Source organism: Pseudomonas sp. P7758, from assembly GCF_013386485.1.
Taxonomy (GTDB): domain Bacteria; phylum Pseudomonadota; class Gammaproteobacteria; order Pseudomonadales; family Pseudomonadaceae; genus Aquipseudomonas.
Genome location: NZ_JACARS010000120.1, coordinates 1 through 9,018, shown reverse-complemented (window position 1 = coordinate 9,018; position 9,018 = coordinate 1). Strand labels below are relative to the sequence as shown.

Annotated in this window: 7 protein-coding genes; all 7 read left to right on the top strand. The window is 65.0% G+C overall.

Going from position 1 to position 9,018, the window contains the following annotated elements; translation table 11 throughout:
* Window positions 1–225: 225 nt before the first annotated feature.
* On the top strand, window positions 226–2,664 hold the full coding sequence (locus HX873_RS23885) for a TonB-dependent siderophore receptor (RefSeq protein WP_177123308.1): 2,439 nt from the start codon (window positions 226–228) through the stop codon (window positions 2,662–2,664).
* A 58-nt stretch (window positions 2,665–2,722) separates the two neighbouring features.
* A complete protein-coding gene (locus HX873_RS23880; RefSeq protein ID WP_177123307.1) occupies window positions 2,723–4,060 on the top strand; it encodes an LLM class flavin-dependent oxidoreductase in 1,338 nt (445 codons plus the stop codon).
* The gene (locus tag HX873_RS23875; RefSeq protein ID WP_102368660.1) at window positions 4,057–4,974 is read left to right on the top strand and encodes a 5'/3'-nucleotidase SurE; all 918 of its coding nucleotides are present in this window, start codon (window positions 4,057–4,059) and stop codon (window positions 4,972–4,974) included. The genes HX873_RS23880 and HX873_RS23875 overlap by 4 nt, the downstream gene beginning before the upstream one ends.
* Window positions 4,971–5,960 (top strand): LLM class flavin-dependent oxidoreductase, encoded by a 990-nt coding sequence (locus HX873_RS23870; RefSeq protein WP_087695236.1) that lies wholly within the window; start codon window positions 4,971–4,973, stop codon window positions 5,958–5,960. Before HX873_RS23875 ends, HX873_RS23870 begins: the two co-directional genes overlap by 4 nt.
* Complete coding sequence (locus tag HX873_RS23865) at window positions 5,957–6,943, top strand: LLM class flavin-dependent oxidoreductase (protein ID WP_177123306.1); 987 nt, start codon at window positions 5,957–5,959, stop codon at window positions 6,941–6,943. Before HX873_RS23870 ends, HX873_RS23865 begins: the two co-directional genes overlap by 4 nt.
* 159 nt (window positions 6,944–7,102) lie before the next feature.
* Window positions 7,103–8,095, top strand: coding sequence for an LLM class flavin-dependent oxidoreductase (locus tag HX873_RS23860; RefSeq protein ID WP_087695234.1), 993 nt, complete (start codon window positions 7,103–7,105; stop codon window positions 8,093–8,095).
* The coding region (locus HX873_RS23855) for an LLM class flavin-dependent oxidoreductase (RefSeq protein WP_177123305.1) at window positions 8,085–9,018 on the top strand (934 nt) is incomplete at its 3' end. The genes HX873_RS23860 and HX873_RS23855, both read left to right, overlap by 11 nt.

Below are 9,018 nucleotides of genomic sequence, written 5' to 3'. Positions count from 1 at the left end.
CGCTAGCAGCTTCGCGAAAAAATCCCCTGCACAAAAACCAACACCCTGCCCTCCCGCCTGTTAGAAAAACACCACCCGCCCCGCAAACCCTCCAACAACTCCTTGTTATCCAAGACTTTTCAGCGATGGCACAGCCTTTGCTCTCCTGCCTCCACCAGAGCTTGAACTTAACAAGCCGTCCTCGAACAAGGCCCGTTGCCTAACCACACTGGAGTGTTGCACATCATGAATCCATCACGCGCCGCAGGCCGCCGCCAACCCGGCAAGGCTTTCGCCCATACCCTGTTGTTCCTCGCCGTGTGCGAGGCCGTCAGCTACAGCAACCTGACCCTCGCCGCCGACGCCCCGGCCAGCGACAACCCCCTGGACACCGTCGTGGTCATCGGCAACCGTGGCCAGGCCCGCACCCTGGCCGACAGCCCGGCGCCGGTAGACGTGATTTCTTCCAAGCAGTTGCTCGCCACCGGCCAGGGCGACCTGACCCGTGCCTTGAGCAAGGTGCTGCCGTCCCTCAACCAGCCGGCCTCGTCGGGCTTCGGTTCGACCTCGATCGTGCGCCCCATCAGCCTGCGCGGCTTGAACGGCGACCAGGTGCTGGTGCTGGTCAACGGCAAGCGCCGCCACAACAGCGCGCTGCTGAACAACGCCACCTCCCTCAACTCCGGCTCGCAACCGGTGGACCTGGACATGATCCCCACCGCCCTGGTGGATCACATCGAAGTCCTGCGTGACGGCGCCTCGGCGCAATACGGGTCGGACGCCATCGGCGGCGTGATCAACATCGTGCTCAAGCAAACCGACCACGGCGGCAGCTTGTCCACCACCTACGGCCAGAACTATGAAAACGGCGATGGCGAAACCGTGCGTCAAACCGGCAATGTCGGCCTGGCCCTGCCCAACGACGGTTTCATCAACCTCGCCCTGGACGTGAAGAAACAGGACGTCTCGGACCGTTCCGATGCGGCGCCGTACACCGACAGTGCCGGCAACACCAGCCAACGCCACACCTACTACGGCACCGGCTTGCCCGAGGCGAAGAACTTCAGCCTCGGCTACAACGCCGAGCTGCCGGTCGCCGACGCGCTGACCCTGTACTCGTTCTCGACCTACACCCACCGCAACTCGGAAAAGCCCCTGGCATTCCACCAGCCGCCGTCGTTCAACGGCATCCAGACCCCGTACCCGGAAGGTATCGAAGACAACCTGCGCTTCATCGAAGACGACTTCCAGGTGGCGTTTGGCGGCAAGGGCCAGGCCGCCGGCTGGGACTATGACCTGTCGAGCACCTACGGCCAGGACCATGCCCGGGCCACCCTCACCGACACCTACAACCTGAGCTACGGCCCGAATTCACCGACCTCGGTCGACACCGGCGTAAAAACCTTCAGCCAGTGGACCAACAACCTCGACCTGACCCGCGCCTTCGACCTCGGCCTGTACAAGCCGACGCAGATTTCCTGGGGCCTGGAACAGCGCTACGAAGACTACAAGATCGGCAAGGGTGACCTCGCCTCCTACGCCAGCGGGCCGTTCGACACCGGTGCCAACGGCGCGATCATTCCACCCGGGACCATTTCCGGTGCCGGTACCACCCCGGCCGACGCCGCCGAAAAAAGCCGCATCAGCCTCGCGGGCTACGGCGAGATCGGCCAGGACCTCACCGACAAATGGCACGTGGACCTGGCCGGGCGCTACGAGCACTACAACGACGGCTCGGGCACCACCACCAACGGCAAGTTCTCCACCCGCTACCAGCTGACCCCGATCCTGGCCTTGCGCGGCACCGTCAGCACCGGGTTCCGCGCACCGTCCCTGGCCCAGCAGATCTACAGCTCCACCTCGCAAACCAGCGTCAACGGGCAACTGTTCGACTACCGCAACGTGGCGGTGAACTCCGATGTGGCCAAGGCCCTGGGCGCGACCACCCTCAAGCCTGAAAAGTCGACCAACTACAGCATCGGGCTGACCCTGCAACCCACTGACAACACCAACATCACCCTGGATGCCTACCAGATCGTGATCAAGGACCGCATCGCCCAGACCGGTTACCTGGGCGGCACGCCGCAAATCAGCGCGATCCTCGCCGCCGCCGGGCTCAACCCGAACCAGGCGGTGACCTACTTCACCAACGCCCTCGACACCACCACCCGCGGCGTCGACCTGGTGGGCGACTACCGCCAGGACATCGGTGCCTATGGCAGCCTGAAATACAGCGCCGGCTTCAACTGGAACACCACCCAGATCGACTCGATCCACGCCTCGACCGTGGCCGCCCAGGCCCTCGGCCCGGACGGTGGCTATGACCGCCAGCGCCAGGGCAACCTCAAGTACGGCTTGCCGCAATCCAAGCTGCTGCTGGGCACCACCTGGACCTACGACAAGGTTGAAACCAGCCTCAACCTGACCCGCTACGGCTCCTACACCGAGTACGGCACCGCCGAGATCTACGACCGCAACTTCGCGCCGACCTGGATCACCGACCTGAACATCGACTACCACCTGACCAAGGCCGTGACCCTGAATGCGGGGGCCAACAACCTGTTCAACAAGTACCCGAAACGCACCGACCTGGTAAGCAGTTCCGGCGGCTTCCCGTACGGTACCTTTTCGCCTTACGGCACCACCGGTGGCTATTGGTACACCGGCGTGACGTACGCCTTCTGACCCAGCCCGCGGGGCCGGTTCGCCGGCCCTGCGCCTGACCTTTTGCGGGAGCCTGTCCATGACCCGACGTACCGATCAACTCAAGCTGGGGGCCTTCCTGGCCAACAGCGGCCACCATGTATCAGCCTGGCGCCATCCCCTGGCCCAGGCGGATGCCAGCCTGGATTTCGAGCACTTCAAACACATCGCGCAAACCGCCGAGCGCGGCAAATTCGACGCCTTGTTCGTCGCCGACGTGGTCGCCCTGTGGGGCCATCATCATGACGCCCTCAGCCGCACTGCCCGCGCCGAACACTTCGAACCCTTGACCCTGATGGCCGCTTTGGCAGCCGTCACCAGCAACATCGGCCTGATCGCCACCGCCACCACCAGCTACAACGAGCCGTACCACATCGCCCGCAAGTTCGCCTCCCTCGATCATCTGTCCAAGGGGCGCGCCGCCTGGAACCTGGTGACCTCGGTGGTCTCGGATGAGGCCTGGAACTTCGGCCGCGAAACCCATATCGACCATGGCGACCGCTACCAGCGCGCCGAAGAATTCCACGACGTGGTCAAGGGCCTGTGGGACAGCTGGGACGACGACGCCTTCACCCGCGACAAGGCCAGCGGGGAGTATTTCGACCCGGCCAAACTGCACACCCTGAATCATCGCGGCGAACATTTTTCCGTACGTGGCCCACTCAACGTCGCCCGCCCTCCACAGGGCCATCCGGTGCTGGTACAGGCCGGTGCGTCGGAACCCGGCAAGGCCCTCGCCGCCCGCGTTGCCGAGCTGATTTTTGCGGTCAACCATGACCTGGCCGGCGCCCAGGCTTTCTATCAAGACATCAAGCAACGCGCCGCCGCCTTTGGCCGTGACCCCGACCACATCAAGATCCTGCCCGGTGTCACCCCGTTTATCGGCGAAACCCGCGAACAGGCCCAGGCGCTGTTCGAAGAGTTCCAGGCCCTGGTGGACCCGGTGCTGGGCCTGCGCTTCCTGGCCGACACCCTGGGCGATGACATCGACCTGTCGGGCTACGACCTCGACGGCCCGCTGCCGGAAACCCCGGTAGGCCAGCGCGGCAGCCGTCGCGACAAACTGCTGGAACTGGCCCGCAGCCAGAACCTGAGCATCCGCCAGCTGTACCTGCACCTGACCGCCGGCAACCCGGTAATCGGCACCGCCGAAGACATTGCCGAGTTCTTCGAGCAGTGGTTCGAAGCCCGTGCCTGTGACGGGTTTAACGTGTTCTTCCCGTACTTCCCGGGTGGCATCGACCTGTTCGTCGAGCAGGTAATCCCACTGCTGCAGCAACGCGGGCTGTTCCGCACTGAATACGAAGGCACCACCCTGCGGGAAAACCTCGGCCTGCCGCGCCCGGCCAATCGCTTTACCCGGGGAGTCACACCATGAAGCGCAGCGCATGGATGCTGGCAGTCGGCAGCCTGTTCGTCTCGAAGGCCTTTGCCCTGAACATTTTGCTGAGCAACGACGACGGTTATCAGCACCCCAATATTCGCGCCCTGTACACCGAGCTCAAGGCCCAGGGGCATACGGTGCGGATTGCCGCACCGCAGGCCGACCAGAGCGCACGGGGCGGTGCGTTTTTCTTTGGTCGCGAAGTCACCGTTGGCCATGACGACGACCCGGCCTACCCCGACAGTTACTACATCAGCACCACTGAAAACGGCGTATGCCAAAGCCCCGAATGCGCCGGCAAAGACGTGCAGATCGAAATCAGCGGTACGCCGGTAATGGCCCTGCTGATGGGCCTGAAAAAAGTCATGCCCCACCCCGACCTGGTGATCGTCGGCCCCAACCCCGGGAATAACCTGGGGGCGATCAACAGCGCTTCCGGCACGTTCAACGTCGCCAGTGTCGCGGTGCAGGCGGGCATTCCGGCGCTGGCAGTCAGCACCGATTTGAAGGAGGCAGGCCCACAACGCGCGGCGCAACTGGTGGCGAAGCTGGTCAATGCCCTGGACCAGCATCGCCAGCCCGACGGCGCGCTCTTGCCCAAGGGCCTGGGCCTGAATATCAACCTGCCAAAAGACCCACGGATCAAGGGCGTGAAACTCACCCGCATCGGCAGCTACGTGGGTTTTGAAGCGGTGTACACCGACGACCTCAAGCAATTCAAACTGCCGGGCAAACCCGGCATCGGCTTCCAGTACAGCCCCGCCGCCACCGCCGAGCAGCAGAAGCAGGATGAGGCGGTATGGCTCAACAAGGGTTACTTGACCATCAGCCCGTTCAGCGGCCTGCCGGAGTCGATCAACGCCGGCCCCGCCCTGCAAAAACAACTGGCCCGCGAGGTGCAGCCATGAGTTCGCGTTTTTCCCTGGGGTTTCTCAGCCGCGTCTACAGCCCCGGCTTCGAGCCCAAGGTCTACCGCGACACCGTGGAGTTGTTCAAGGTCGCCGAAGAGCTGGGCTTTGACAGTGGCTGGGTGGCGCAGCACCACTTCGCCAGCGAAAACGGCCGCCTGCCCTCGCCCCTGGTATTGCTTGCCGCCATCGCCCAGCGCACCCGGCGGATCAGCCTGGGCACCGGGATTATCGTGTTGCCCCAGGAAGCGCCGCTGCGCCTGGCGGAAGACGCCTCGGTGCTGGACCTGTTGAGCAATGGCCGGCTGGAGCTGGGCCTGGGTGCGGGTTTTGATCCCGACACGTTCACCGCATTCGGTCGTGAGCCTGAGGCGCGCCACCGCGATTATGAGCAGCACCTGCAACAGTTGATCCATGCCCTGGGCAACGCCCCCCTGACCGACAGCGGCTCGCGCCTGTTGCCACGGGCAGCCGGCCTTGGGCAGCGAATCTGGGAAGCCACCTCACGGGTGGAACGGGTGGCCGAGCGCGGCCACGGCCTGATCATGGCGCCCAACCCGCACCTGCCGCCCGAAGCCGGGGTAGAACTGGTCAACCGCTACCGCAACGCCTGGACCGGTGACAACGGCACCCCGCCCCGTGTCACCCGGGTACAGGCGCTGATCCCGAACCCGGACGCCGCCACGCGCAACGATATCCAGGCCTACGTGCAACGCCAACAGAGCATCGGCGTGTACAAGGCGCCGGTGGATGATGATTTCGACGCCACCCTCAGGCGCCTCGGCATCCTGCACGGCCCGGTCGAGCAGATCATCGAGCAGTTGCAGCAAGGCCCGAGCCTGACGGCCAACGACCACCTGGTGCTGCAAGTACAGACCGCCAGCACCCCGCTGCGGGAGGCGATCCGCGCGCTGGAAATCATCCGCGAACAGATCGCCCCGGCCCTGGGCTGGCAACCGACACTGCCCCAAGGAACCCTCACATGAGCTTCAAACTGGGCTTTCTCAGCCACGCCTTTGGCGACGATCCACAGCAGGTCTACCGCGACCTGATCGAACAATTCGAAGTCGCCGAGGCCCTCGGTTTCGACGGTGGCTGGATTGCCCAGCACCACCTGAGCAACGGCTTCGGCCGGCTGCCGTCGCCGCTGGTATTGCTGGCGGCGGTGGCCGAGCGAACCCGGCATATCGAACTGGGCACCGGGGTTATCGTGCTGCCTTTCGAAGACCCGATCCGCCTGGCGGAAGACGCCAGTGTGCTCGATGCCCTGAGCGGCGGCCGGGTGCAATTGGGCCTGGGCAGCGGCGGCGCCAACCTCGACAATTTCAGCGCGTTTGGCCGTGATGCCGTGCAACGCCAGGTCGATTTCAGCGAACACCAGCAGCAGGTCCAGCAGTTACTCGACGGCGAGCCATTGATGCCCCACAGCGCGCTGACCCTGCAACCGCCAGCAACCGGCTTGAGCAGCCGCTTGTGGCACTCCCACGGCAGCCTCGAAGGCGCGGCATACACCGCCAGCCAGGGCAACGGCTTGCTGCTGGGCACCGCCACCCACGATCCGCTGACGGTGCAAAAACCCCTGGCCGATGCCTACTTGAATGCCTGGACCCGCACCGATCGCCCACCGAGAATCGGCGTGGTGCGGGCAATTTTCCCGGCAGCGGATCGCGCCAGTGCCCAAGCGGAACTGGCGGTGGATATCGAGCGCCACATCCCGCGCCTGCAACGCGAAGGCCTGATTGATCAAGCCGTGGACCTGCAGGAGCACCTGCGCCTGATGAACGTGCACCACGGCCATCCCGACGAAGTGATCGCCAGCCTGCAACAGGACCCGTCCCTGCTGCCCTATGCTGACTACGTGATCGCCGTGGTCCAGGCCGAAAGCTCGACCCAGGCGCAGATCCTCAAGCGCCTGGAAATCATCGCCCGGGACATCGCCCCGGCCCTCGGATGGCGAGGACGAGAGTAGGATGATCAAACGCCCTGAAAGCGTCAGCTCCCGTAGCAGCTGTCGAGTGAAACGAGGCTGCGTAGCGGTGTGCCAGATACACCGCGAACGCAGCCTCGCCGGGGCTCGACAGCTGCTACGACGACGCGTGATGCTGATGCCAAACTATGGAGCCCGTGTATGCCCCTTGAATTCAGTTGGTTGATGCCCCTCTGTACCCCCGACTGGGCGGCGCGGCCGGGGCAGTGGATCCAGCTGGCCCAGGCGGTGGAATACGCCGGCATCGACGGCCTGTGGATCCCCGGCGGCGCGCTGTGTGCCGACAGCCTCGGGGTGGCGGCGGCGTTGTGCGCCCACACCCGACGGGTGCAATTGTCGGTGAGCGTACCGCCGGAAGTCATGCTGCCGGCGGCCCTGGCCACCACCCTGCAAAGCCTGCAATCGATCAGCAGCCACCGGGTGCGCCTGCACTTGCCCGACGGCGAACAAGGCAGCCTGCGCAGTGCGTTTGGCGAATGGCTGAACCGCGACCAGCGCAGCGAACGCATCGGCGAATACCTGGAGATTCTCCAACAACTGCTGGCACCGAATGACGGCGGCCTGGATTATCAAGGCCGCTATTTCCAACTGGAAAACGCCGGCGTCGCCCGCCGCGAACTGCCCGCGCCGCCACTGGTGCTGGACGACAGCCAAAGCCACGCGCTGGTGGCCGGCCACGCCCAGGTCTGCCTGTTGCGGCCTGGGCATCCGCAGTGGCTGGCCCAGGAAATACAACGCTGGCGCCAGCTTCAGCCGGGCCTGGCCTTTGCCTGTACCTTCGGCCTGGTCATCGGCGACAGCGAGGACCTGGCCTGGGAAACCGCCGCCGCCCTGCTGCCGACCCAGGACCTGCCCAACCACCGCATCGCCACCGTGCCCCGCGACCGTCACCCGTTGCGCCAGTGGGAGATCCACCCGAACCTGCTGCAACTGCACCCTGGCCAACCGTTGATCCTGGTGGGCACGCCCCGCCAAATCGCCACGCGCCTGCAGGAACTGCACGGCCTGGGCCTTGGCCACATCATCCTGCAAGGCGGCCCGGCGGTCGGCGAAGTGCTGCGCTTTGGTGAACAGATCCTGCCGCTGCTTTTTCAACACGGCCTGCGCAAGGAGCGCCTGCACCATGAACACTGAGGTTCGCCCCCCGATCCAGCTCGACTGGTTCCTGCCCACCAATGGCGACGGCCGCCACCTCACCAGCAGCGGCCTGCCCAAGGTCGGGCTGTTCCAGCAAGGCGAACGTGCCCCCACCCTCGATTACCTGCGCCAGATCGTGCGGGCTACCGAACAGGCCGGGTTCGACGGGATCATGGTGCCCACCGCCAGCGGTTTCGAGGATCCGTGGCTGATTACCGCGGTGCTGGCCCAGGAGGTGCGACGGCTTAAATTCCTCCTGACGTTGCGACCAGGCATGGAGCTGCCGGCCTATACCGCCCACCGTGCGGCGACCTTGCAATTGCTCAGCGAGAATCGCCTGGCGTTGCATGTGGTGACGGGGTCCAGCCGTTTTGAGCAGCGTTCGTTGGGGGACTTTCTCGAACACGATGAGCGTTATGCCCGTACTGCGGAGTTTTTGCAGGTGTTCCAGGCGGTGTGGGCTGGCAAGCAGGCGGCGCATCCGGGGCGCTACTACCGCAGTGGGATCAACTCGCCGGTGGCGCCTGGGGCCGAGGTGCCGGCGATCTATTTTGGGGGCGCCTCCGAGGCTGCCGAGCAGGTGGGGGCTGCCCATGGGCAGACGTACCTGATGTGGTGTGAGCCGCCGGCGATGATTGCCGAGCGGGTGCTGCGGATGCGTGAGTTGGCCGCGATGCAGGGGCGGACGTTGCGCTTTGGGTTGCGCTTGCACATCTTTGCCGATCGCACTGACGAGGCGGCCTGGGCGCATGTGGAGCGGCTGTTGGAGGAGATACCCAAGGACGCCATTGACCAGGCGCAGCGGCAGATGGCCAAGTATGAATCGGTGGGGCAGAGTCGCCAGACCGAGTTGATGAAAGGCCGTGGGCGTGGGGCGCGGGAGCTGGAGGTTTCGGCCAACCTCTGGGCCGGTGTGGGCC

What these genes read in the sequence shown, in the direction of transcription:
- HX873_RS23870 (WP_087695236.1), top strand. Translation starts at nt 4,971, where the DNA reads ATGAGTTCGCGTTTTTCCCTGGGGTTTCTCAGCCGCGTCTACAGCCCC.
- HX873_RS23860 (WP_087695234.1), top strand. Translation starts at nt 7,103, where the DNA reads ATGCCCCTTGAATTCAGTTGGTTGATGCCCCTCTGTACCCCCGACTGG.
- HX873_RS23865 (WP_177123306.1), top strand. Translation starts at nt 5,957, where the DNA reads ATGAGCTTCAAACTGGGCTTTCTCAGCCACGCCTTTGGCGACGATCCA.
- HX873_RS23880 (WP_177123307.1), top strand. Translation starts at nt 2,723, where the DNA reads ATGACCCGACGTACCGATCAACTCAAGCTGGGGGCCTTCCTGGCCAAC.
- HX873_RS23885 (WP_177123308.1), top strand. Translation starts at nt 226, where the DNA reads ATGAATCCATCACGCGCCGCAGGCCGCCGCCAACCCGGCAAGGCTTTC.
- HX873_RS23875 (WP_102368660.1), top strand. Translation starts at nt 4,057, where the DNA reads ATGAAGCGCAGCGCATGGATGCTGGCAGTCGGCAGCCTGTTCGTCTCG.